This window comes from Leisingera sp. NJS204, from assembly GCF_004123675.1.
Classification (GTDB): domain Bacteria; phylum Pseudomonadota; class Alphaproteobacteria; order Rhodobacterales; family Rhodobacteraceae; genus Leisingera.
Window position 1 is genome coordinate 61,041 of record NZ_CP035421.1, and the last position, 24,783, is coordinate 85,823.

The following is a 24,783-nucleotide window of genomic DNA, read 5'->3' on the forward strand; positions in this document are numbered from 1 at the left end:
AGCCAGTGACATTTCTGAATGGTGTTTACAATCTATGCAGCCGGGGCGCGCGCTACCCCCAACTGCGACTCCTATTAGAAACCAGAGGGTTATCTAATGAGGAGAGACTGGCATGGGCGCCGCATACTCGCAACTGAGTATAGAAGAACGCCGTAGAACAGAACGCTGGAGACACGCCAAGGTTCCTGTTCGCGAGATGGCGCGCGTGCTGATTTGTCAGTAAATGATCTATCGCTACATCTACTTCAAAGAAGGCATGGTTGATGGGCTGTGGTGGTATCTGCCCGAACACAGAAAGTACCGCCGGCCGCGCTGTGCCAGAAAGCATCAGGCTCCAAAGTTCGACCGCGATGTCAGCATCCTGTTCCGTCCCGACGATGTCGCGCACCGCCGCCAGTTCAGGCATTCGTTGCCCGGCAGGCGATAATTGTCTCGCCGAGAAGGGCAAAATTATGAAGACCATCCGCGATCTGCCGCATCAGCAAGCCGGGACAGGAACGCAAGCCTGGTTCTGCAATCCGTCTTCGCCCTGGCAGAAAGGCACTGTCGGGAATACAAACCGGCGGCTGCCTCGCAAGCTCAATTTGGCGGCAGTCTCAGATCATGAACTGAAGATGCTCTGCGACCGCCTCAACAACACACCCCGGAAATGCCTGGGGCGGAAGATCCCGGCAGAAGTCTTCAGGGAAAAGATGGTGGAAGAGATGGGTCGCCCCCCTACTCTCGACAGTAATAGAAGCCGCGGTTCAGGTATCGCTCACACCAGATCCAGTCCGACCGTGACAATCTCCGGCATGATCGCCTCCCAAAATGGATTGTTGCGATCCCACCTCGGCACGTCGATGCCGCCGGGGGGCGGTTTCAGCATCAAAGCCTATCGCCCCTACAACATGAGGCCGGGACAGCGCTTGCTGTTAAACTGGGCTGCGGTCTGTAACAGCGTTACCCCGGCCCGGCTGCGGGCCGTTCTGCTAACCGTTCTGAAGCTGCCACAGATCCGCGTAGGCCCGCCCGTTTTCCAGCAGCTTGCCATGGGTGCCCTGTTCAATGATCTCGCCTTTGTCCATTACAAGAACGCGGTCGCACAGCGGCATGCAATTCAGCCGGTGCGCGATCATGATAACGGTGCGGCCATCGATAACTTCCGGCAGTCTCCGCAGAATCCCAGCCTCAGTCTCATAGTCCAGCGCCGAGGTGGCTTCGTCGAAAATCAGGATCCTGGGATCCGCCACCAGCGCGCGCGCAATGGCAATCCGCTGGCGCTGGCCGCCGGACAGGTTGCCGCCCCGCTCGCCGACTTGCGTGTCGAAACCATGGCGCAGCTGCTCGACGAACTCACTGGTGCCTGACAGCCGCGCGGCATGCAGGATCTCCTCTGGCTTCGCCGTCGGGTTGCCGAGGGCGATATTGTCCCAGACTGATCCGTTGAACAGGAAGTTCTCCTGCAGCACAACGCCCATGTTGCGGCGCAGGTTGGCCGGATCGGCCATTGCAAGATCAACATTGTCCACCAGCACCTGGCCGCTTTGCGGCACGTAAAGCCGTTGAACCAGTTTGGTGATGGTGCTTTTGCCCGATCCGGACAGGCCGGTCAGTCCTATCACCTCTCCGGCATTGACGGTCAGGTCAACGCGCCGCAGAACTTCGGCACCATCGGGTGAATAGCGGAAAGTCACCTTTCGCAGATCGATGCGACCCTTGATATCTCCCAGCGAGGAGCGGCCGGCGCTGGCTGCGGTCTCGGGTTCCTCCTGCAGAATGTCGCCGATCCTGCGGATGGAAATCCCGGTGTGCTGGAAATCCTGCCAGATCTGCGCCAGCCGCAGGATCGGCATGGTGACATGGCCGGAAAGCATGTTGAAGGCCACCAGCTGACCCACGCTCAGCTCGCCTTGCAGCACCAGGCTGACACCAAACCACAAAAGCAAAGCCGCCGACACCTTCTGCACCAGACCGATAGCCCCGCCTGCCCAATGGCCCAGCATGCTGGCGCCGAAGGCCGCCTTGAGCGACGCGCCCAGCCTGTCTTCCCAGGCCCGGGCGAATTGCCCGCCCATGCCCAGGGACTTAATGGTTTCAATGCCGGTTACGGTTTCGGTCAGAAAGGCAGAGTTTTCCGCATTCCGTTCGTATTCCCGCTCCACCCGCTTGCGCAGAAACGGCCCGATGATCAGCCAGGTCAGCCCGAACACCGCAAGTGTCGCCAGAACGACAAAGGCCAATTTGCTGGAATAGGCAAACATGACCGCCAGAAAAACGCTGATGAAACAGAGGTCCACCACCATCATCAGGGCAGAGCCGGTCAGGAAGTTGCGGATATGGTCCAATTCCTTGACCCGGGCCAGGATTTCACCCGCCTGGCGGTTGCGGAAGTAGTCCAGCGGCAAGTAGACCAGATGCCGGAACAGGCGCGCGGACAATTCGGAATTGGCACAGCTTGCCATGTGTGAAAACACCAGCGACCGCAAAAATGTCATCAATGGTTCAAAGAAGGCAATCCCGATAAGAGCAATTGCCAGCACGTCCAGGCTTTGCAGGCCCCGGCTGACCAGAACCTTGTCGATCACAACTTCGAACAGCTTGGGCGATACCAGGGCAAAGGCCTGAATGATCAGCGAGGCCAGCAGAATGCGCCGGAACCGCGCTTTGTGCTTCAGGATCGAAGGCAGAAACCAGGAGAACCCGAAAGCCTTTTGCCCGGACATCCAAGACGGTTCCCGGCTGCACAGGATGACCTCGCTGTCAAAGTCGCCAGCAACATCTTCGGGGGCATTGCGGGTGGTGCCGCCTGTCAGCGGATTTGTTACCTGCAGCTGCCCGCCAACCGCGCCGGTAACAGCGTACCATTGCCCGGTATCAGCCTTGCGGATCAGATACGGCACCGGGGCAGACAGCAGCCGCCGTTCCGGCAGGGGCGCCAGCCGCGCCTTGATCCCCATGCGTTTGGCGCAGCGGATGATGTCCGTGGCATCAAAGGCAGCGTCGGTTTTGCCATGCAGATGCCAAACCTGGCCAGCATCCGCTGCAACATCCAGCTGGCGGGCCGCCGCCAGCAGTGCCAGCAGGCCCGTGTCCTGCTCCGGGGAGACCGCCGCCGCATCGCTTCCCTGCAGGAAGGCTGTATCCTGCAGGCTTTCTGCTGCCATGCTCATCACCGTTCCCTCAGGGTTTCGGACTGGTATTCGCGCAGCGGACTGAGGACGTAGTCGATGATCCGCCGGTCCCCGGTCTTGATTTCCGCGGAAACCGTCATGCCCGGCGACAAGGCGATGCGCTCGCTGCCGGATGCGATCACCAACCGCTCCAGCACAACCCGCGCCGGATAAACCAGCCCCAGCCGCTCATCCTCAATGGCGTCGCCGGACACATTTTTGACCTCACCCACGACAGTGCCGAACTTGGTGTAGGGGAAGCTGTCGATCTTCACTTCAACCGGATGGCCGCCACGGACAAAGCCGATGTCCTTGTTCAGAACCATGACCTCCGCTTCAAGGTTTGCCGCATGCGGCACAACAACAAGCAATTCCTGCGCAGGCTGGACAACGGCACCGATCGTCGAGACTGCAACTTGCTGAACCACGCCGCTCACTGGTGCGGTGACGGTCATTTTGCGCGCGTTTTCATCGGCCTGGATCAGCTGGTTGCGCAGGTTCGACAGCTGGATCTGTTCCTGTGAAAGCCGGTCCAGCAATGACTTGCGGGTTTCATAGCCGAATTGCTCGATCTGCTGATTGAGGTCGTTCTCCTCTGACTTCATCTGAGTAAGCGACACCTCGGTCTCTGCCAGCTCGCGGCGCTGCTCGATCAGCTCGCGCGACAGTTCAAGAAACTGGTAGCGCGGGAACAGGCCCTGTTCCATCAGGGTGCGGCGGCTGTCCAGACGTTCCTGGGTGTTTTCAATCAGGGCCTTGGTCTCGGCGGCAATGGCGCCCGAGGCCTGCTGCCGCAACCGCACCTGCTCGACCCTGTTCTGCAGGACAGTCAGCTGGGCTGCTATGCTGTCGGTTTCGGCCTGCAAGCGGTTCTGCGCAGTCTGTGCCAGTGCTGCGGGTGTTCCCTCGGGGATCAGAAAATCACCCAGCGGCCCGCCGCTCAGCAAGGCTTGCAGCCGGGTAACCTCCAGTGCAGCCGCCTGCAGCTGGCCCCGCAGCCGGTCGCGCTCGGCTGCGGCCGAGGTCGGGTTCAGTTCAATCAGCGTGTCCCCTGCCCTGACCTCCTGCCCATCACGGACCGAGATCAGGCTCACTTCTCCGCGCTCCGGCGCCTGCACCACTTTGGAGCGGTCATCAACGATCAGCCGCCCTGAAGCGGTGGCGATAATGTCGATCCGCCCATAGAGCGCCCACAGAACCACCCCGATGCACAGCAATACGATCGCAAGGCTGAACCCGCGTGCGGCACTTGAGGGCGGCCGTTCCAGGATCTCCAGATACTCCGGCAGGAATTCCAGCTCCAAGGAGCTGCGCTTGCCCGTATTGGCGGCGGGAGCCGGTTTTGCGGCAGGCATTTGCTCCGCCGCTTTCCGGCGCCGTTTAGACAATAAGTCCATCTGCCTCTCCCTTTGCCAGGGCCGCTTCCGCAGCCTTGGGGTTCTGCCCCTCAATGGCGAGCTCATTCTTTTGCAGGTTCCACAGGTTGCGGTAGGCGCCATCCGGGTTCCGGAGAAGCGTATCGTGGGTTCCGCTTTCGATTATCCGGCCTTGATCCAGCACATGAATACAGTCGCAGTCCCGGACGGTGGACAACCGGTGCGCAATCACGATGACGGTCCGGCCTTTGCGGATTTCATCCATGTTCTTCTGAATCAGCGCCTGGGAATGATCGTCCAAAGCCGAGGTTGCTTCGTCCAGAATCAGAATGCCAGGTTCGCTGAGCAGCGAGCGGGCAATGGCGATCCGCTGCCGCTGCCCTCCCGAGATCGAACTGCCGCCTTCGGACAGGATGGTGTCATACCCGTCTTTCATTTCGAGAATGAATTCATGGGCCCCAGCCTTGACTGCGGCTTCAGCTATATCCGCCAGCGGCGCCGATGGCCGGGTCAGCGCAATATTGTCCCGCACTGATCTGTTGAACAGGAAGTTCTCCTGCAGAACGATGCTGGTGTTCTGCCGCAGGGACACAGAATCCAGCGTTGCTATGTCGGTGCCGTCAATGCACACTTTCCCGCTTTCGGGTATGTAAAGCTTCTGCACCAGCCGTGCGACCGTGCTCTTGCCCGATCCGGACCGCCCTACAAAGGCAACCATCTGGCCGCCGGGAATTTCCAGGTTGAAGTCCTGCAGCACCGGTTCGCCGTCCGGTGCATAGCGGAAGGTGACGTTCTGGATGGAAACGGCCCCCTTTGCGATACGCTGCACAGGTTTATGGGCCTTGGACACTTCGGGGATTGTGTGCAGCACATCGCCCAGGCGCTCGACCGAAACGCGCGTCTGCACGAACTGGCGCCAAAGCTCGGTCAGGCGCAGAACCGGCTGGCTGACGTGGTTGGCCATCATGTTGAACGCGATCAGCTGCCCGATCGACAGCTCCAGACCGATGACCTTGCGCGCACCGATCCACAGAACCAGCACCATCGTCAGCTTCTGAATGGCCTGCACCAGCGTGTTCGACAGCTGCATCAGCCGCTGAACCTTGTAGTTCGACAGCACAAAGTCGCGAGTCTGATATTCCCATCGCCGGATCATCTGGGCTTCCAGCGCCAGCGCCTTGACTGTTTCGACCCCGGTCAGCATTTCGGTCAGGAACGAAGTGTTGACGGCGCCATCCCGGTACAGTTCCTCGATCCGGCGCTGCAACGGCCCCGTTATCAGGAAAGAGACCGCCATATAGCAGGGCACCGAGGCCAGTACGACAAAGGTCAAAACGGGTGAATAATAATACATCACCGTAAAGAAGATAAAAGTGAAGCTAAGGTCGATCACCAGCGTGTTCGCCGCACCGGTGATGAACTCACGGATTGAACTCAGCTCGTTCACCCGCGCAACGGTCACACCAACCGGGCGCGACTTGAAGTAAGTGAGGGGGAGATCAACCAGATGCCGGTACAGATTGCCGCCCAGCCGGGCATCGATCCGGGTTGCGGTGCGTGTTGCCAGATACTGCCGCAGCGTCTTCAGCGCCACCTCGAACACAGCCACGGCAATCAGCGTGACAACCAGAACATCCAGGGTTGAAACGGAATTATGGACCAGCACCTTGTCCATGATGACCTGAAAGAACAGCGGCGAAATCAGGGCCAGGCATTCAATAGCTGCAGAGGCCGCCAGAATTTCGAACGCCAGCCCCTTGTACCGGGTCAGTTCCGGCAGGAACCAGCGGATGTCAAACTTCTGAACAATCTTGTGAAACCGCTCGCGTACCCGCAGCACAGCCGCCTTCCCGGACCAAATGCCGGCAAATTCTTCACGGCTCAAGGCTTCGGGAGCCGGCGCGTCCGGGCGCTGTATCAAGGCGTTCTGATCCGAGAGGCTGGCCAGCAAAAACCAGGCTCCGGCGTTGTCCCGAAGGATCAGCGGCAAAGGCTGCTTTTCCAGCTTTGCCTGTGTCAGGTTGTGAAACCGCATTCTCAGCTTAAGGGCCCGCGCGGCGGAGCGGGCAAAACGCTCTTCCGCCACATCTCCCTTCTTATCCAGCAGCTTGCGGACTGTTTCCTCTGCCTGCGGAATCTGCATGACTCCGGCCCAGATTGCCAAACACTGGACCAGGCTGCCTGCCCTGCGGCTGGTTCCGGGGCTGCATTCACCGTCATCTTTCACGGAGGCCGGGGTCATGCCATAGCTCCGAAGCGGTCAGCAACCGGCCGCCGGTTGCTGCAAGCTGCCTGCTTGCAGGCCACAGCAGATTTTCGCATCGTGATGTCCGGGCAAGCCATTACGCGTCCCCAAAAACAGAAGCCAGCTGGTTCGCAAGTTTGCGCACGCAAGCTGGGGAATTCGGGGGGCAGACCACATGGAAATCAATCCTCCCAAGTTCAGGAAGGTGTTTGTCCAGCACCTTGACCGAATAGGGGTTTCTGTTTGCTCTCAAGAAGGAACCAACGGTGAAACCAACGCCATAGCCGCGCCGGATCGCATCAAAATACGAGGTGAGAGAAGAGGTTTCAAAAACCACCTGGTGCGCCCGGTTGCTGCGTTTCAGGATTTCATCTGCCGACGGACCGCGGCTGACATTGCCGTGCCAGATGACAACCGGGACTTCGGCATCATTTGCCAGTGTGTTTTCATCGAACTGCAGGCCGCAGATCCAATTCAGCGAACAGCGTTTCGAAAAAACGCTGTTCAGCGGCTTTCCTTCCCGGCTGCAAATCACTGCAACTTCGATCTGCCCCAGTGATACCTTTTTCACCAGATTGTCTTCGCTGTCAGTAACAATTTCCAGTTTCGGCCCGGTTCCAGGCGTGTCCAGTTTCCAAATCATTTCGGGTCCGAAAAAGAACTCAACAGCAGGCAGAACGCCGATCCGGAACCGTGTGCAGCTGGTCTTGCCGATCAGTCCCTCGATTTTTTCCAACTCTCCCACAATGCGCTGCGTGATCTGGTAGAGTTGCTGGGCCTGTTCCGTCATGCCCCGGTGCGGGTTCCGTTCAATGAAAAGAGAAAACTGCACCGTATCCTCCAATCGCTTTATGCGATTGCTGATTGCCGGCTGCGATAGGTTCAGTTTCTTTGAGCACGCGGTATAGGACTTAAGCTGCGCGAGTTCGAAGAACGTCCTCAAAAGGTCGATGCTGACCTGGCTCATATGCGCCAATCCTGTATTTGGGGGATCGTTATGTGCCAGCATGAGTTTACTCTCCTTAACAACTAATCACAAATCACTATAGCTGCCGACACGGAAGCACCTGCCTTGCGGCAGAGGCCTCTGATTGTGAAAGAGTGTGCCGTGCACATGTTGCGGGCACCGGATTTGCACCGGTGCCCGCTCTCGATTGACGGGATTGCGGTTACACAGCTGGTGTGACCCACAGACGGGTGATCTCTTCCTGGATCGTTGCCCCCGATTGTGTTGCCGCACCGTAGTCAAACCGTGCATGCCCCGCCATCTGAGACACCAGCAGATCGATGTTTGCGCTCGACAGGCTTTTGCCGCCGGCTGCCAGTTCCTCGATTTTGCCTGCTCCGTCTTCGCTGAAGTAGCCATTGATACGCTGACTGCCGTCAGCTTCAGAACCACCTTCGCTGTTCAGGATGTAAAGATCCTCGCCGTCGCGGGTGAACCACAGGTTGGAGATCCCGATAGACCGGCCGTTGAGGTCTTCATAGATGATCCGGTCGGTGCCTCCGGCGTCCGAGATCACATCATGGCCATCGCCGGCGCTGTAGATATAGGCGTCATCTCCCTGGCCGCCCCGAAGGTCATCGTCACCCTTACGGCCCCGCAACAGGTCATTGCCGCCCTGCCCGTCCAGATAGTTGCTGGCGGCGTTGCCATAGAACTGATCACCGTGAGAGGAACCGATGGCCCCTTCGAAACTGGAAAGTTTGTCTTCCTCATACCAATTGCCGTCATCAGCCTTGTAGCGTGCAAACTGATTGCTCCCCAACTCGATCCAAACAGCGTGGTTCGCATCATAGTAGCTGGCGATGTCATATCCAGCCCCGCCATCCAGGTCATCGACGAACGACCCGCCGTTGATCAGGTCGTCGCCAGCCCCGCCAGTGATTGTATCCGCGCCATTTCCGCCCTGAAGGAAATTCGCGCCGCTGTTGCCAATCAGCACGTCATTCAGCCCGCTGCCGATGACCCCTTCAAAGCCGGAAACACTATCGCCGTTGTTCCAAACGCCGCTAGCAAAGTACTGCTCAGTCTGATCGCCGGTGAGATCAAACCGAATAGCCCAGCTCGCTCCTTTGTAGCTCGCGGTGTCAAACCCATCGCCGCCTTCCAGGTGGTCCAGCCCTGCGCCGCCATGAATAAGGTCATCACCGCCATAGCCGTACAGGAAGTCCCGCGTATCTCCGCCAGACAGGAATTCATCCGCGCCGGTGCCGACAAAGTAGTCCTCTCCGGCGCCGCCAATCCGCTGATTGGCAAAGCTGCCGTTGAAGTAGTCAAAGGCGGTCTTCTGCCTGTCTGACACGGTGTGGATCTGGGCCTGCGGCAGCGGCGCTTCGGCGGGCCGCACGAACCGGGCACCCGCCCAATCCGCATGATCCGCACCATTGCCGTCGCCGGCGTCGCCAACCACCAGCCGCAGCTGGGAATACCCGGCAACCGACACATCGACTTTGCCTGCACCGTCATTTCCGGTCAGGGTGCCGCTTTCGAACAGCAGCTGGTTGTCGCCATAAACCTTGAAGGTAACAGAGCCGTTGGCGCCGACTTCGTCATCAACCCCGATATCGGAGATGAACCGGCGGGCACCCTCGGGAATATCCACCACGATCTCCGACCCGGCATGCACGCCCATGCCTTTGGCATAGGTTGTGCCGCCGATTGTGATCTGGTTCCCGTCAGCCGAACCGGCTTCACCGTTCGACCGGTTCCGTTCTGCAGCGCCCCAGCCATTGCTCTGGGAACTGAAGGTCAGATCGCTGAGATAGACGTTCTCTTCACCGAGCGTGTTGGACACAGTTTCCGTTACACCGGTCGTGGTAAAGGTGATCTCTTTGATCCAGCGTGCCTTGCTGAAGGTCCCGCTGACCCCGACCAGCCGATAGCTCTTGTAAGGGATGCCACCGGTCCGGATCTGTACCGTGTCGCTGCTGTTGCCGGCAGGTTCCCAGTCATAGACGTCAGAAACATCCTGCCAGTTTCCTGTGTTATCCAACGCCTGGATCTTGAACTGGCTCTTCGGATCAGCTGTGTTCTGGCTGCGCAGGACGTCGATCGCGATGTCAGCCGCCGCCTGCTTATCCTCGGCATAGGCCCTGCTCGACAGATCGCTGTCGATGGTCAGGCTGGTCAGAAGGATCTTGTCAGCCAGGTCAAACCTGATCCAGGTGTTGCCGTTCAAAGCGACATCATCTTCGCCTGTTGCCCAGGCTGTTGCGTCCCGGTTCAACTGCCAGCCGTCCACGATGTTCGAGGGGTTGGAGCGGCTGCCCCAGCTTGTCGAATCCACTTCCGACACCCCGATGTCCGCGCTGCTGGAATGCGCAACTGCCAGCGAGCTGGCTGCCTCGCTCTCCAGGATTTCACCTGACTTGATCTTACCGCCATCCAGATCACGGTTGGCCCAGTAGCTGCGCACGGTTGAGAAAGTCGACAGAGAATCGCTGACCGAGACATTGATCAGCCCGCCTCGGTCGCCTGCCTCGTAGCTGGCGAATTTTTCGTCACCAGACACAATATCCGCGGCCGACACCCCGGCATCCATAAAGCGTTTGATGGCATCGGCACTGGTGATGCCAATCCGGAAATAGGCATCAATGCGGGCATGATCGCTGAGGCCCTTCTCAGCCATCACAGCGGCGACTTCCTTTGCGGCTGACCGCTGGTATCCGGCAATGAAGAGAGCCTTTTCGATCAAGACCGCATCCTGGCTGGTGGCCGTGCCGCTGATCAGATCCCGGACTGTCTTCACGTCCTGCGGCAGAACTCCTTCGCTCAGGTACTGCTCGCCCTGGATGGCGTTCAGCCCCCCGTCTATTGCAGCCAGTACAAAGTCTGCATTGGCACCAATCCCCCGCAGCTGGGTGACAAAGGTCAGGTCAAACTCATCCGGACGGATCTTGTCCCGAACCCCGGACGACGCATCTTTCAGCAGTTCGTCGCTGAACAGCTTGATAACCTCCGCATCCTGCAGACCGGCTTTCAGATACGCGATCGCATTGGCAACGGCTGGTTTGTTCTGGAACCCTAGGCTGTCAACCAGGTGATCAATCAGGCCGCTCAGGTCTCCTTGCAGGCGCTGTCCGCGCAGCAGAACCTTGGCCTCCGCCGCAGTCAGCGATTGATCCAGAAACTCAAATCCAGCACCCGATTGCACCCGGCTGCCAGCCAGCTCATAGGCGTTTTCGCCAAAGTAGATTGTGCCATCAAAGTCTGGGTGGAACTCCTCAGCTGACGGATGCTCCAGCCCGTCAGTGAACGCATTCCAGGCAATCGAGGGCAGTTCGGTCTGGAACAGCAGCCCTTCGGTATCATGCGCGATCCGCAGACGCCGCGTCGCCGTATCCATCGCCACCAGGATCTGGCCTTTTTCAAAGGATTTCAGATGCGGCGAGCCGGGCGAAGTCTGGAACTGGCGTAAATGGCCGCTCCATTCCCGCAGATGCAGTTCCAGATCCCCGTCGCGGTTGACCTCTATCCGGATACCCGGCTTGCTGCCCCAGGACGTCTGGTCAAAGATCGTGACCTTGGTATCGAACTGGCTTTTGTCCTCTTGTGACAGATAGGCGAAATCCCTGTTTTCCAATTTCTGCCAGCCGGAGGTCGTTCTGGGCGCCTGAACCAGAGTGTCTTCAACGTTGAACGCCTCCACGGATTGCGCCTCAGCCGCGGTCAGCCCGGCATTGACATAGTGGACCACGTCTTTACGGGCGATGCCGGCGTCCAGATAAGCCTGGTACTGCGGATCCCCGTCCGGAAGCTGCACGTCATGGTTATAGGTGTCGCCATGCGTCGCCGTGGCACTGCTGCGCCAGGCAAAGCTGATCAGGTCCGGCTCCAGATAGTAGTTCTTGAAGTAAAGCGACTGCGAACCGTCAGCCGAGGTCAGCTTCAGATCAAGGCCGATCACTTCCTTTGCATAGGCGGCCACATCCGTGTCCAGTTCAACATACCCATAGCCCTGGTTGCTGCCAAAGGCGAAATGCGGCTGCTGCGGCAGGTCGAAGAAATGCGGCTTGCCGTTGTCGATCAGCTGGATGCGCTGGTGGTTGCGGGCATCCAGCTCATAGAAGTTGGTCTCTCCGGAAACCAGCGCAGGCAGCCCGTAGGTGAATCCGCTTACACCCAGGCGGACCCGCAGGTGGCGCGCTTCGGTTTCCCGGTTGAAGTTCTTCAGCGTGACCTGGCTGTTCTGATAGGACAGGATCAGATCGCCGTCCTGATGGGTCAGCACCACGTCGCGCATGTCATCCGATGCAACGCCTTCCAGTTGCAGCATGTCATAGGTCAGTGCGCCGTCGGTGTTGTCGATGACATAGGATTTGCTGCCTGACAGGTCCACAGTGTAGGTGTCGCTGCCTGCGCCGCCGGCCATCTCGGTGTAGTTGGCGCCGGACATCTCGTCGTCGCCGCTACTGCCCAGATAGCTGTCTGTTTCCGCTGCAATCGCCTGCGCGGCCACCGACTGTCCATTCACCGACAGCCCCGGAGCAGAAGCAGCCGCGTAATAGCCTTCGATCAGCAGCGACTGCTGCGCTTCCAGCCCCAGCGCGGGGTCCAGTCGGCTTTCGTCATAGACCAGCAGATCATCCCCCATACGCAGATAGGCAATCTGCGACAGGGATGCGATGGAAACCGCCAGCCCCGCTGCGGCGTCCGCCTGTGCGACATAGCGGCCTTGCGCATCGGCGGAACTCAGTTCAACCGCATCGCCTGCCTTCACCGGAGTTGTCGAACGCAAACCGGACACTGCCTCTTCCGCCTCGGCTGTCCCGCCGGCAAGATTTTCTATGGACAGACGGCCGCCGCCTTCTGCAGGCAGTTGCAGCAATGCAGGAACCGCGTTTTCGGCACCGGGCGTGTTGGCATAGATCGAAATCTGTCCGGCATGTGCGTGGTAATCCGGAATGATGACTTCGATGGTATCGTCGAGGGCAAAGTACAGAAGGGTCAGTTGCCCATCTTCATTGTAGAAATAATCCACCTTGTCCAAATCGGCATTCAGCACAACCGACATCATCCGCTGGGTACGCGGCTCCAGAACAAAGGAGCCGGAACCGGGATTGAGCCGGTAGGTTGAGACTGCCTGATCACCGGCTAGGCGTGTAAGGTCGTTGTCGCCCTCCGCCTTTTTCTGGAAAACAAAGGATTTGGACACCCGTTCCAGAGAAACCGGATAAACGTTGCTGCCGTCACCCCGGTACTTGTTTTCCAGCGTCAGAGAGAAGCTGGCGCCGCTCTTGTCCCGGAACTGCAGGATCTTGTTCTTGCGCACCACACCTTCGCCTTCGAAGATATCGCCGATCTGCAGGGACTTGCCATCCGGCCCGCGCAGCACCAGCGCGTTGGCCGAGGTATCCAGCGTGTAGCGGTCATAGTTGTCCGGCAGCTCGATCAGCGCCGCCTGCGGGCCGTCGTTCTTGTCCAGCCAGATCTGGCCGTGGCTGCCCGCGCTCCACAGGAAAGTGTCGTCGCTGGTGCTGTGAATAACGATGCCGCTGTTGACGACAATTGTATTGGCGCCGCCGCCGCCGTGCACCTCATAACCGCTGGCAAAGCCATCGCCCCGCACATCCAGCAGGTTGTCGCCATCGTCGCCATAGACCTTGGTAAAGCTATGCGCATTCACCACCGATATGTTCTCGATGCTGGACAGGTTGAAGTCGAGCGGGTCCGGATGCACGATCCGCCCGGTGCCCGCTTTCAGGTCGATGGTCGCTGTATTCCCATCCGCATCCAGGATCAGCGTATCGACACCGGCGCCGCCATCCAGATGACCCACGTTGGCTTCCGCGGACATGTTGTAGACATCCGCCAGATTGCCGCCTGTCAGCCGAGCCAGCTCGGTGGAGTTGTCCAGGCTGAACAGGTTCTTCTTCGCGAGATCGCCGGTAACCGACTCACCGGCCTTGCGGCCAAGCTCCGCCCAAACGGTGGTGCCGGCGGCAATCAGCTGCGTGGTGATCCGCTCCAGGCTGCCAAAAACCGGACCTTCCTGCTGCAGCAGATAGCCAACCTCGTCCTTGTCGCCGTCATTGTCGCCATCATAGTCGACAATGCCGTAGTTCACGTTAAAGCTGCGGTTGCGGACATTGAGATCCTTGTGGCCGCTTTTGGCAAAGATGTCAGATAGATAGGCCTTGGTTTCATTCCAGCCGTCCAGCAGGCTGGTTTCCGTGTCCGCTGCCGCTTCCTCGCCCTGCTTTTTGGCCTTGGCTTCTTTGAACCCGCGGGTTTCCACGCCGACCCAGGCGGCGAAGAACTGATGCACCTTGTCCGCGGTGTTCTCAAAATAGTCGCCGTATTCCTCGATCTGCAGCGCACCTTGAACGATGCCCTGGATAATGAAGGCCGCAGCACCGATGGCCAGGCCGATGGGGCCGGCAGACGAGGCGACTGTCGCCAACAGCGATCCGGCCGCGGCGGCGGCCGCAACTGTCGTGCCCGCAGCGGATGCCGAAACTGCGGCGGCAATGGAGACGCCAGTCAGCGCTACACTGGCTGCCAGGGACACCGTGGTGATCACGGTGCTGGAGACCAGAGATTTGTACTCAATGCTGCCTGTGTCGCCGTTGTTGTTCCAGAAATCCTTCCATTCCAGCCCGATGGAGGTCAGGCTGATCGGCGCCAGCAACAGATCCAGCCCCCCCGCCTTGACCGCTTTGCCAACGGTTCCCAGCGCCTTGCCTGCCAGCTTGAAGCCGGTGCTGATGCCCTTGCTGACCACTGTCGGCAGTGCCACGCCGCCAGCCAGTTCCGTCACGGTCAGGGCTTTCTGGGTGGTGTTCAGGTTGTTCCAGTCAGTAATGACCGAGCGGACCGAATTCAGTGTCGTCAGTGTGGTAAAGCTGATGTTAGCCCCGTTCAGCGCCTTCTGCGCCCGCGACGGGCTGAAGTTGCGGCGCAGGGACTGCCCCAGTTTCTGGGTCTCCAGATCAGTGTCCTGACGCAGCTTTGTTTCGATGCCCCGGTACAGTTCCGGGTCAATCTTGGTGAGAGCGCTGACCAGCTCCAGCCGGTCCCTGTAGGTGCCGCTGTTGACGATCTTGCGGACGGCATTGACATCCAGCGGATCCGCATAGGGCCCGGCCCGGAACACGCCTTTCTCATTAAGATAGCCCATCGCATCGGACCGGGTCCAATCGGCCATGTCCACAATCGCGGTGCCGTCGTCCAGCCCGCGCACGCTGCGCCTCAGCTGATCCGTCGAGGCGATTTCGAGCAGCTGCAGGTCGGACGCTCCGCGGTGCTTGTTCCTCAGCTTCTGGAAGTCCTGCTCGCTGTAGCCGTTCAGCTGTTTGGACAGCTCGGCAACCCGCAGCACCGAAGCGGTATCTTCAATCGAAAGACCATACTTCACCTGCAGCTCCTGCGACTTGCGCAGGTTCCGGCTCTGGCCGGTTGCAGTCTCGACCGCCTGATGGAAGTCGGGTGCCGCCTCATAAGCGCCCGTGATCTTGGACGTGACCACATCGGCCAGCGATTGGGCCAGATCTGTTGTTCCGACCTTGCTGTCCTGCAGGGAGTCGGAACTGAAGACTTTGGTCAGATCGCCGCTTTCCGCCTCCAGCCGCTGCTTCAGGATGACAGCGAGCTTTACCTTCTCCGCGTCCGCCAGGTCGCTGGACAGAACGCTTTCCAGGCCGCGCACATCAAACCGGAGATCAGACAGCATTGCGCCGCCGCCCGCCAGCTCAGTAAACACATTGCCGGATACCTTGAGCCCGTGAACGGAGGTGGCCGCATCATACAGCGCCAGCGCCGAGACGGATTTGCCGTTCAGGCTGATATCCCCAAGCTTGGACAGGCGCTGCCGCTCGGTCACGAAACCATCGCCCTCCAGCAGGCCGTCAAGCGCCGTGAAGGCCTCCTTGCCGGAAACTTTGGCTGGATCGAACTGGTAGGTGTCAAACACCAGGCTGCCCGAGGAATTCTTCTTTGTGTCATAATAGGAGGCAAGGCTGCCTTCCCAGTGCCCGCCGCTGCTTTTCTGCGCCAAGTGGCTTTCGATGACCGACTTCAGGGCCCCTGCTGTTCCGGCCTCGGAGGATGACGACAGTTTCACTTCAGCTGCATTGGTTTCGTAGAAGTGATAGCTGGCGGTGCCGCCGGAAACTTTCTTGGCCACGGCAAAGGCGTGGTTGCCGGTATGCAGTTCGTAAAATGCATCGCCGGACGCCGCTTGCAACCGCGACATCACCTGATCCAGCGTGAGGTTCCCCTGCCCGTTCAGCACCGATTGCGCCGCATCGCCGGAATTGCCAAAGGCGCTCAGGCGGCGGATCAGGCTTTGGAAGCCGACACTTTCCACATCTTCGCGCACTGAACTGCTGCTGTTGTCCACGATTCTGGAGTGGGTAAACACGCCGTCCAGAAACTTTTGCTTGGTGCTGTCGGACTGCGACAGGCTGTAGAGATAGCCCAGCGACAGGCCAACACACTGGCCGCAGGGCTTGCCGTCCTTACCGACCCCGACATAGAGCGATTGCGGTGCGTGACGGACTTCGGTTGTGAACTGGCCCGCCGGCGCCTTGCTGTCCACCATCCGGGTGAACCCGGCTGACACTTCGCCCGACAGCGCATCCCAGCTCAGCAGGCGCTCGATGTCGCTGCCGTCGTCGCCCAGGAGATACAGCTGGTCATCCCCTGCCCCGGCCCGCACGCGGCTGGTCCCCGCCTGGTTCGGCGGCGCCTTGTAAAAGGTCAGGTTCTTCTGGATTTCCAGCGTCTGGCCCACGGTATAGCCAGCCGAACCGCCTGCTTTGACCACAAGTCCGCCTGAGACCTTCTCGATATCGGGGAACTCCGATTTTACCGAAACATCAAAGGTCAGCTGATTTGCGTTCTTGGATTTGGTTGGATTCTTCAGAATCTTCTGAACGTCTTTCTGGAACTCCGTATTGTCGAACCCGACCTGATGTCCGGAGCTGTCCCGCACAATATGTTTCTTGTACAACGCTTCGGCAGCGTCATCGCGGATTTTGAAGTCCACCACGAATTTTTTTGATTTGTCGTTGCCAAAGGCCTCGCCCGCCGCGCTGGACAGCCTTCGTGTTTCCTGCCGCCAATTGTCAAAAACGTCCTTTCCGAACAGTTTTTGCAGCCCGTTTTTGAAACCCAGCAATTCCTTGCCGATCCCGGCAATTGTATTCTTGTGCAAGGAGAACGGGATCGTGAATTGGCCTTTCTCTGCGATTTTGGCCTGGCCCAGCCGAGCCTCGGCTGTGGCGTAGCTTTGCGCGGCTGACCCGGAGACATTGTCCGGACGGGCGTCTTCAGCCCGCAATCCGGCGCCGCCGGAAATTGGTGTCCAACCCAATGTGATGCCACCGGCTGTCTTCGCTTTCCGTTTTGCCACCGCTGCCGGATCGTTCTGAAGCAGCTTGTCAATATCAATCTTGGTGATTTCCTTGTTGCCCGGCGTGGATATTGTGATTGAACCGGATGAGGTTCCATCTGCTGCTGCTGCATCTCCGGAACTTCCCGCAACACCGCTTGACAGTCCTGCCGCCACCTCGCCCTTCTTTTTGATTTCACGGGTATAGTTCTGGAAATCAATCGCTTCCAGTTCCCCTGTGTACAGCTGCTCAATCAGGTACTGGACTGCAACCAGGTCCAGGTTGGAGGATGACCAAGTGGCGGTCTTTTGGTAGTTGATCAGCTTCACATCCAGGGTAGGCTGGGTATATGCGGCATCGACACCTGCTGCATAGTCGCCCCGGACTTTGAAAGAACGGCCGCTGGCAATGACCAAATCAACAGAATAGACACCATCCTTGGCGTTGATGGTAAAAGCAGAAGTCGTGTCCGAATCAAAGCCGACACCTGCCTTGAACCCCTCACCAGTAACAGCTTTGACACCAATTCCATGATTGCGCTCCGACTGGAAAGCAAACGTGGTCGTCCCGATGTCACCCGTCATTGTGGTCGGAATATCTTTCAGAATATCCAGTTTCTGCGCATCCGTCAGTTCGCCAAGCGCCGGATTCCTGTTGGGTTTAACGACCCTATCAAAGAAATAGTCGAAGGGTTTGGTGCGCGTTTCGCTGCTGTTGAATTGAGCAATACGGCTCTTCAGTCCTGCCAGATCTTCGATGTCGCCATCGGTGTCTTCCAGCAACGGTGTTTCGCCGCTTGTTCCTGCACGTGCCTCAACAATCCGGGTTTTGACCGCATTGACACGCTTTTTAACCAGCGAGCCGGTGCTGGAGGCGCCTTGCTTTAACCGCTTCGCTGCCCCAAGGAAACTGGATTTCAAGCTGGGGCGGGCATCGGGATCAACGGATGTGCCAGTGGTACCGGATTGAACCAACGGGGTTGCAGATTTGAGAAATGCTGCCCTGGAGGATTCAGGCTTGCGCAGACGGATCAGATTCAAAAAGTCGAACCCATCCGCACTGATTTCTGTGGCATCGCCCTGGTTTGCATCCAGAAGTCCCGCTGCGTCCTGGCTGGCCGTCCGCCGCAGCCGTGAAACGAATTCACCGGGTGTGAACAGATCGTTCCGGATTTCGTTCAAGCCGTCCGCAAGGCTTTTGCTTTTATTTTTTTTCAAGGCCCCGCTGCTGGTGCCTTCTGCACCTGCAAACTCGATGTCAAACCCTTCGCCGCCCATCTCAATGACGGCGGCATCTTCGTCCGCTGCTTCCGCCGCTGTATCGATCTCAAAAGCTTCGGCAATATCCGGATAGAGTGCAGCCGCGAATTTCGCCCCTTCATCGCCACTGCTGTCGCCCTCGCCCAGCAGCGCGTCAAAGTGATGTCCCAGCTCCTCAGCCAGAAGGTATTTCAGATAGGCGCGCCCCTGTGTGATCGCATCGTAGGTCAGCACGATAGTGCCGCCCGCATTTGCCGAATACGCCGCATGCGCCCCGTCCAGGCTGTGTTCCGGCAGGATTGCCAGGCCTTCCGGCATCAAGTCGTCGTCGATATTGGCAAACTTGTTGAACAGGGTATTTTCAGCTGTCTGGTCGCCGGTCAGCTTACTGAAGCTTGCACGCAGGATCTCCCGTAATCCGGCTGCATCTTCCGACACCGCCAGATTGAGATCCGCCAGCACCTCGGCCATGACATCGGCGATATGATCGTATTCCGCCGCCAGTAGGTTTTCATCACCGCTTTCAGCGTAGAGAAGGTCTTCTGTCGTTGTCATGCCGTTCAGCCCTTAATCCTGGTTGCCGCTTCTGTACACGCCTGTGCACTTGACGGGCTTGGTAGGAAAGCTGGGAGAAACGCTCAAATTCCTATCGCAAATACATCATTCACGGCACGAATAAGGTCGCCATGCCTGACCTAAATAACGTCACAGTTGTTGAGGCCTGAAATTTGTGCAACCTAACGGACACAGGCTAGCAACGCCTTATGCCGCAACACTTTAGTTCAACACACCTGTTCAGTACCCGGCAGAGGTACTTATAAAAATGAATTTGAGAATGAATTGATTTCCGACAACCGGGCCAGCGAGGATGACGTTACGTAAGCCTTGAGTTTTGCCGCAATTCTTGAAGCGAATGTCAATGGATTTGAGGGCAATTGCCGCAGCCTGGGCCCGTCAGGACCAGATTTCAGCTGCACGGCAGCCTGCGTGGTCTCCAAGCTTTGCCGGATTCGCTGCATCTTTGTACGCCTGAATCGCTCAACTGAAGACCTGGCAAGTGGTCATGCGCCCTAAGACTCGTCCGGTCCATGCCGGTGCCGGTGCCGGGATTGGAGCCCACCCCATTTTTGGCCCGCGCTTCATGCGACCTTTCGGGTTTCGTTCAGTCGGGCCGCAAATTCGCCCGGCGTCAAGTTCCCCAGCGAGGAATGCGGCCTGGCTTCATTGTAATCGGCTTTCCATTCGTTGATCCGCTTTCGGGCGTCGTCCATCGACAGGAACCATGAGGCGTTCAATCTGTTCGTCGCTGAATCGTTTCTTCGGCATCGGTACACTCCCTCTCTTGCCAGAAATGTACCCAAAAGTCCGCTCTCACTCCGGACCAGCTTCAGGGGTCAGGACCAGTGGCGCTGGGGCTGGAGAAGGGCGAGCCGGACCAGATGGAGCTTCCGCCGCGCAAGAAGGACACGCCGGTTATGGGAAAGGCCAGCGTCTTTGCCTTCCGCTCCTTGCATCCGCCGAGCTGGCGGATCGGATTCTTCAGCAATCCGCTGCTGCTGGCGGCGCTGACGTTGACCATCGGGGCGCAGGTGGCGGCTTGACCTCCCTCAATGCGGGTTTTGCCGTTCCGCGCCATCCTGCGGGCATGAAGGGCGATCACGGGCACAGCAAGGAAGACATCGCACGGCGGCTTGCGGGCAGCAACGGCACCGGGCGGCTGCGCGACGCGGTATACGGCGGCATCGACGGCGCTGTCACCACCTTTGCAATAGCCGCGGGCGTCGAGGGCGCCGGGTTTTCGCAAGGCGTGATCATCGCTCTGGGCATTGCCAATGTGCTGGCGGACGGGTTTTCCATGGCGGCGGCCAACTACCTGGGCACCAAGGCGGATCTGGACGACCGGCGGCGGCTCTACAAGGTGGAGAAGCGCCATATCCGCCAGTATCCCGAGGGTGAGCGCGAGGAGCTGCGCCAAATATTTCAGAAGCTGGGGCTGAGCGGCGCGGTGCTGGAAGGCGCGGTACAGTCCGTTGCCGCCAAGCCGGAGAAATGGGTGTCACTGATGCTGACCAGCGAATACGGGCTGGCCCCTGCGGAACCCAATCCGGTTGCGGCGGCGCTGACAACCTTTGCCGCCTTCATGGCGGCAGGCATCGTGCCGCTCTTGCCGTTCATGCTGGGGCTGCCGGATCCGTTTCTGACGGCGGCGCTGGCCACCGCGGCAGTGTTTTTCGGCATCGGCGCCAGCAAAAGCGTCTGGTCGCTGGCGCCCTGGTGGAAATCCGGGCTGGAGACACTGCTGATCGGCTCCTGTGCCGCTGCCGTGGCCTATTTGGCGGGCAGTCTGTTCCGGGTTTGAGCCGGATCAAGGGAGGCGGACCGGTTTGCCCCTAAGCTGAAGACCGGAGGGGAGCCCATGTTTTCCAATGCCATCAAGATCGCCACCCTGCAGGGGTTTGACATCCGTATCGACCCAAGCTGGGCGCTGATTGCCGCGCTGATTACCTGGAGCCTGTCAACGCAGTTTTTCCCGATGGTTTATCCCGGTGCCGGCGGCAGCATCTATTTCACCCTGGCGCTGCTGGCGATGCTGGGTTTTTTCGGCTCGCTGGTCCTGCATGAGATGTCCCATTCGGTGGTGGCCCGCCGGTACGGGGTCGAGATCAAGGGGATCACCCTGTTTATCTTCGGCGGGGTTGCAGAGCTGGGATCGGAGCCGAAGACTGCCGCCAGCGAGTTCTGGATTGCCATTGCAGGCCCCTTGATGAGCTTCGCTCTGGCTTTTGCCTTCTGGCTGCTGGCCCAGGCGGGCGGGCTGCTGGCGCCGGGGACGGCGCTGATCCCTGTGCTGGACTATCTGGCGCTGATCAACCTGGTGCTGGCGGTGTTCAACCTGCTGCCGGCCTTTCCATTGGATGGCGGGCGGATCTTCCGGGCGTATCTGTGGAGCCGCAGCCGCGATCTTCTGCAGGCGACAGCCACCGCCACAAGGATCAGCAGCTTTTTTGCGTATGCGATGATTGTCTTTGGCGTCATCGGGCTGTTTTCCGGCAATCCGGTTGCGTCGCTCTGGCAGGTGCTGATCGGGGTGTTTGTGCTGGCTGCGGCCAAGGGCACCTATGCCCGCCAGCTGCAGGAGGCGGCGTTCAAGGGCAAGACGGTGGCTGCTCTGATGACGCGCGATGCGGTCACCGTGCTGCCGGAGGTGAGCCTGCAATACCTCGCGGATCAGGTGATGCTGGCGGAGCGCAAGAGCTTTGTGCCGGTGGTGCTGGGCGATGTGCTGCTGGGTTTTGCTGATACCGGCCTGCTGACGCAGACCCCGCGCGCGGAATGGCCGGCAACCCGCGTGGGCGACGTCTATGCGGCGGCGGATGCAGATAATATGGTCGGCCCGGAGATGCCGGCCGCGGAGCTGATGGCGAAGATTTCCGCCACCGGGCGGCGCAAGTTTCTGGTGGCAGAGGGGCGCCAGCTGCTGGGGGTGGTCACCCTGTCCGACTTGATGGGCTATCTGGCGGTGCTGCAGGAAATCCGCCTGCCGGACCGAAACACAGAGTAAGGCGGCGGCGTCAGCGGCTTTGCTCAGGCGCGTGTTCAGTCTGCCGCTGCGCGGAGCCGCCGAGAAAAGCGAACCAATAGGCCAAGGCAACGCCGCCCGCACCGCCGGCGATGTTGCCGAGGGTGACCCAGAACAGGTTGGCGGCAGCCGCGGTAAAGGGGGTCCCCGCTCCGGCTGCCCAAGCCTGCGGGAAGAAATACATGTTGGCGATCGAGTGCTCGAGCCCCAGCAGCACGAAGGCGGTGACCGGCCAGAGGATGGCCAGAACCTTGCCGGCCGCGGTGCGGGCGGCGAAAGACAGCCAGACGGCGAGGCAGACCAGGGCGTTGCAAAGCGCGCCGCGCATGAAAGCCTCAAGCGGAGCGAGGGCGGCCTTGGCCTCTGCGATCCCGGCGGCGGTTGCGCCCATCGGGCCGTCCAGCAAACCAGTCAGCGCAAAGGCGGCGGCCAGGCCGGCGGCGCCTGCCAGATTGCCGGCATAGACAATGCCCCAGCTGCGCAGCAGCAGGCGCAGCGGGATCTTGCGGTCCACCGCGGCGATCACCATCAGCACATTGCCGGTGAACAGCTCTGCCCCGGCAATCACCACCAGGATCAGGCCGAGCGAGAACACCGCGCCGCCCAGCACCCGGACCGGTCCTGCGACGGGGGATGCGCCGGTCAGGGTCATGGTATAGGCCGCTGCGCCGAAACCGATGAAGGCGCCCGCCAGCATTGCCAGCACGAACATCTGCGGCAGCGGCAGATGGGCCTTGGCGGTTCCGGCATTTTCTACACGTGCCGCGATTTCGGCGGGTTTGTAGGCGTCAAAGGGGGCCTGGCTGGTCATGTTCCGGCTCCTGGGGTCATGGGCGCAAGGGGCAGCGGGCGTCAGTGGGCAAAAAGCACCGGCAGCTCCGTCTGATCGATCATCGTGCGGGTGGTGCCGCCGAAGACAGCCTCGCGCAGGCGGGAATGGCCATAGGCCCCCATCACCACCAGACCGGCCCCGGCCTCGCGGGCGCGCTGCAAAATACCGTGGCCGACGTCCTGGCCGCCGCCGGGGAACTGCGACACGGTCACCTTGCAGCCCTGGTGGCTGAGCCAGGCTGCGGCATCGGTGCCCGGATCCTCGCCGTCGCGCTGATCGGAGGCGCCGGATTCAAAGCAGCCGATCACGACCTCCTCGGCGCGGCACAGCCAGGGCAGTGCCAGATGGGCGGCGCGGGAGGCGGCAAGGCTGCTGTCCCAGGCCAGGAACACGCGGTTGCAGCTGGCAAAGGGCGCGCCATTCACAATGACCGGAACCGGCGACTGGAAGAGCAGGCCGTGCAGCGCCTCGCGGAAGACAGCCCCGTGGTCCCTGAGGCCATCGGCAAACTGCGCGATGTCGCAGGTCTTGGCCCGCTGGGCGCACAGCAGCCGGATATCCGCACCGGCGCAGACCGCATATTGCACATCGCCGGTGCAGCTGTTGCGGGTGAGGAGATCGTTGACCTCTGCGGCGCGGATCTCTGCTGCCTGCCGGGCGTCGCGCAGGCCGTCCACCCAGTCAGCGGGCATCGCAGCCGAGCCGAAGGCCGTTGTGCCGGAGACTAAGTAGGGGCTGCCGGGCAGGTTATCGAGCAGCAGGCAGGCCAGGTAGGCGTCCTGGCCCTGCGCCGCCTCGGCGGCGGCAGTGATGGTTGCGTCGCTGGTGTCAGTGGCAAGAACGAAGAGAGAGGTTTTGCGTTGCATGGCGGGCCTCCGGGCTGGATCGCGGCAGGCGGAGTGCGCACCGCGTTGATCAGTAGATCAGGGTTGCCGCGGGATGCCATGATCCTGATCAATCCGGTGTGAAAGGCAGCCTCCCCTTGGCCGCTAGCATGAAGGTTACCGGGCTGCCCCCTGCAAACCATACCTATAGTATAGCAAAGGCCGGCCTTTCGGCGGCATCCGGTCGCCGGGATCACGTTTCAGCGGGTCCAGTAGTCATGTGTGAACAGCTCGCTCAGCTCAAGTAGCCAGCTGCCCGGCGGAAGCTGAAGAAGGCCGGAACGGTAAGGCCGGCAACCGCCGCAAACGCAATCAACGCCTCGGCCCGGTGGCCGCGTGAAGACATATTGGTGCCGAAGAAAAGCGTTTTGAACACATGCAAATGATGCGCTGCACGCCACAGGGAAAAGGCAATAAACAGCGCCGCCAGGACAATATGGAGATCGCTCCAGTCCTGCCTGCCCAGTCCCAGCGCATCCCAACCCACCTCTTTGAAAATCTGACCTTTGGGTGCAAAAAAAGGATTCCGCCGCTGAGAAAAATGGCTGCAAATGAGAAGGTTACGCCAAAAACGGCCAAGGCCCTGCTTGTCAGCCCGGCTTTTGATCTGGTTCGGGCATCGGTGTTGGTCATTTTGCTGCCTCCAGTCAGGATTGGTTGAGTCTATCCGGCTGCAAGCCCACCTGCATTGATCCAGACATGGGTTTGGCGCGCAAGCGCAGCGCTGGTTGGTTTGACTTCACTCAAGGCGGACGCAAAACGCCTCTGGTACGCTGCGCCAGGGGAAAAACAATGCATCCGGATGGAAACCAGCAGGTTGAAGTGGTGGCCTTTCTGAGCGACCCGTCAGCCTATGGCATTGACGCACCGGTCGAGGTGATCACGACCCATTCCGCGCATGTGTTCCTGACCGGCGGTCCGGCGTTCAAGATCAAGCGGGCGGTGCGCTACAGTTACCTGGACCTCTCCACGCTGCAGGCCCGCAAAGAAGTGCTGGCGCGAATACTGCGGATTGGACCCGGATCAACTGCGCCGGCACCGAGGATGAGGTTGCCGGGCGGGTGAAAGCCGCTCTGCGGACGGCGTGACCCGCCCCGGCCTGGCGCGGCGGCAGGCA

The 24,783-nt window shown here is 59.9% G+C and carries 12 protein-coding genes and 3 pseudogenes; 6 read left to right on the top strand and 9 right to left on the bottom strand.

Annotation, left to right across the window (positions count from 1 at the left end):
- Positions 1-112 precede the first annotated feature (112 nt).
- A pseudogene (locus tag ETW24_RS25435) lies at positions 113-710 on the top strand (transposase); the annotation flags it as partial.
- 261 nt (positions 711-971) lie between these two features.
- Here the strand turns inward: ETW24_RS25435 and ETW24_RS22735 are convergent.
- The 7 genes and pseudogenes from ETW24_RS22735 to ETW24_RS22760 all read right to left on the bottom strand — a co-directional run.
- Positions 972-3,152, bottom strand: coding sequence for a type I secretion system permease/ATPase (locus ETW24_RS22735; protein WP_254695794.1), 2,181 nt, complete (start codon positions 3,150-3,152; stop codon positions 972-974).
- A complete protein-coding gene (locus ETW24_RS22740; RefSeq protein ID WP_164982831.1) occupies positions 3,152-4,549 on the bottom strand; it encodes an HlyD family type I secretion periplasmic adaptor subunit in 1,398 nt (465 codons plus the stop codon). The genes ETW24_RS22735 and ETW24_RS22740 overlap by 1 nt, the downstream gene beginning before the upstream one ends.
- Positions 4,533-6,770, bottom strand: a complete 2,238-nt coding sequence (locus tag ETW24_RS22745) for a type I secretion system permease/ATPase (RefSeq protein ID WP_129373380.1) — start codon at positions 6,768-6,770, stop codon at positions 4,533-4,535. The genes ETW24_RS22740 and ETW24_RS22745 overlap by 17 nt, the downstream gene beginning before the upstream one ends.
- Before the next feature lie 100 nt (positions 6,771-6,870).
- A complete protein-coding gene (locus ETW24_RS22750) occupies positions 6,871-7,605 on the bottom strand; it encodes a LysR substrate-binding domain-containing protein (protein ID WP_254695788.1) in 735 nt (244 codons plus the stop codon).
- A 6-nt stretch (positions 7,606-7,611) separates the two neighbouring features.
- Positions 7,612-7,782 (bottom strand): annotated as a pseudogene (locus tag ETW24_RS25270) (helix-turn-helix domain-containing protein); the annotation flags it as partial.
- Positions 7,783-7,942: 160 nt separating this feature from the next.
- Positions 7,943-18,925 carry an NPCBM/NEW2 domain-containing protein gene (locus tag ETW24_RS22755; RefSeq protein WP_129373382.1) on the bottom strand — a complete coding sequence of 3,661 codons (10,983 nt, stop codon included), beginning with the start codon at positions 18,923-18,925 and terminating at the stop codon, positions 7,943-7,945.
- Positions 18,926-19,509: 584 nt separating this feature from the next.
- Positions 19,510-19,665: pseudogene (locus ETW24_RS22760) on the bottom strand (integrase core domain-containing protein); the annotation flags it as partial.
- A gap of 108 nt (positions 19,666-19,773) precedes the next feature.
- Between ETW24_RS22760 and ETW24_RS22765 the strand changes: the two are divergent.
- The 3 genes from ETW24_RS22765 to ETW24_RS22775 are packed head-to-tail and all read left to right on the top strand — an operon-like array spanning position 19,774 to position 21,932.
- The gene (locus ETW24_RS22765) at positions 19,774-19,971 is read left to right on the top strand and encodes a cation-translocating P-type ATPase C-terminal domain-containing protein (protein WP_254695789.1); all 198 of its coding nucleotides are present in this window, start codon (positions 19,774-19,776) and stop codon (positions 19,969-19,971) included.
- 44 nt (positions 19,972-20,015) lie between these two features.
- Entirely contained in the window at positions 20,016-20,729 is a 714-nt protein-coding gene (locus tag ETW24_RS22770) for a VIT1/CCC1 transporter family protein (protein ID WP_129373419.1), read from the top strand.
- Positions 20,730-20,786: 57 nt separating this feature from the next.
- Positions 20,787-21,932 (top strand): site-2 protease family protein, encoded by a 1,146-nt coding sequence (locus tag ETW24_RS22775; protein ID WP_129373383.1) that lies wholly within the window; start codon positions 20,787-20,789, stop codon positions 21,930-21,932.
- A 10-nt stretch (positions 21,933-21,942) separates the two neighbouring features.
- Here the strand turns inward: ETW24_RS22775 and ETW24_RS22780 are convergent, their stop codons facing one another.
- Together ETW24_RS22780 and ETW24_RS22785 are read right to left on the bottom strand one after the other, a co-directional pair.
- Positions 21,943-22,761 (bottom strand): formate/nitrite transporter family protein, encoded by an 819-nt coding sequence (locus ETW24_RS22780; RefSeq protein ID WP_129373384.1) that lies wholly within the window; start codon positions 22,759-22,761, stop codon positions 21,943-21,945.
- A 41-nt stretch (positions 22,762-22,802) separates the two neighbouring features.
- Positions 22,803-23,648: a universal stress protein gene (locus ETW24_RS22785; RefSeq protein ID WP_129373385.1), complete on the bottom strand. Its 846-nt coding sequence runs from the start codon at positions 23,646-23,648 to the stop codon at positions 22,803-22,805.
- A 394-nt stretch (positions 23,649-24,042) separates the two neighbouring features.
- On the opposite strand from ETW24_RS22785, the gene ETW24_RS22790 reads away from it, so the two are divergent.
- Positions 24,043-24,327, top strand: coding sequence for a hypothetical protein (locus tag ETW24_RS22790; protein ID WP_129373386.1), 285 nt, complete (start codon positions 24,043-24,045; stop codon positions 24,325-24,327).
- A 131-nt stretch (positions 24,328-24,458) separates the two neighbouring features.
- Complete coding sequence (locus ETW24_RS22795; protein ID WP_205877457.1) at positions 24,459-24,731, top strand: hypothetical protein; 273 nt, start codon at positions 24,459-24,461, stop codon at positions 24,729-24,731.
- Positions 24,732-24,783: the final 52 nt, after the last annotated feature.